Annotated in this window: 1 protein-coding gene; it reads left to right on the top strand. The window is 56.6% G+C overall.

Annotated features, from left to right (window positions below):
- Positions 1-82 precede the first annotated feature (82 nt).
- Positions 83-725 (top strand): IS110 family RNA-guided transposase (locus ACOYQJ_RS26225; protein WP_422908819.1); only part of this gene is annotated, 643 nt, incomplete at its 3' end.

Raw genomic sequence — 725 nt, 5'->3', positions numbered from 1 at the left:
TGATGGGATGGATGGCTCCCGCTTCCGGCATCGCAATGTGCCACATTGGGTGCTGTAACATCACCAATGACGGGAGCCCTCCATGAAAGAGATTACAACGATCGGGGTCGACTTGGCCAAGAGTGTTTTCCAGCTACACGGTGTCGACAAAGCTGGGAAAGTGGTTTTGCGGCGGCAGTTGCGGCGCAGCGAGATGCTGGAGTTCTTCCAGAAGCTTCCCGGGTGCCTTGTGGGCATAGAAGCTTGCGCCAGCGCGCATTATTGGGCGCGGGAGTTGACCAAGTTCGGTCATCACGTGCGCTTGATGCAGCCATCCTACGTGAAAGGCTATGTGAAGCGCGGTAAGACGGATGCAGCCGACGCTGAGGCGATCTGTGAGGCGGTATCGCGACCGTCCATGCGATTTGTTCCGGTGAAATCGGAGAAAACCCAAGGCCAGCTCGTTACCCACAAAGCGCGAGAATTTCTGGTCCGTCAGCAGACCCAGCTCATGAATGCGATCCGTGCCCACCTTGGCGAATTCGGGATCACGATCCCAAAGGGCATCCAGAATATGGGTCGCGTCATAGAGGCCTGTGAAAGTGCGAAACTGCCTGCCGTCGCGCGCAAAGCCCTGAATCTGCTCGCAGACCAGTTGGTTGATACGCAAAAGAGGATCGCTGAACTGTCCAACGACATCCACGCAGATGCAAAGTCGAACGAGTCCGCAAAGCGCCTCCAGACAA

This window comes from Pacificoceanicola algae (assembly GCF_049341065.1).
Taxonomy (GTDB): domain Bacteria; phylum Pseudomonadota; class Alphaproteobacteria; order Rhodobacterales; family Rhodobacteraceae; genus Pacificoceanicola.
Note: the sequence above shows the minus strand (reverse complement) of the source record. Positions and strands in the feature narration are given on the sequence as shown.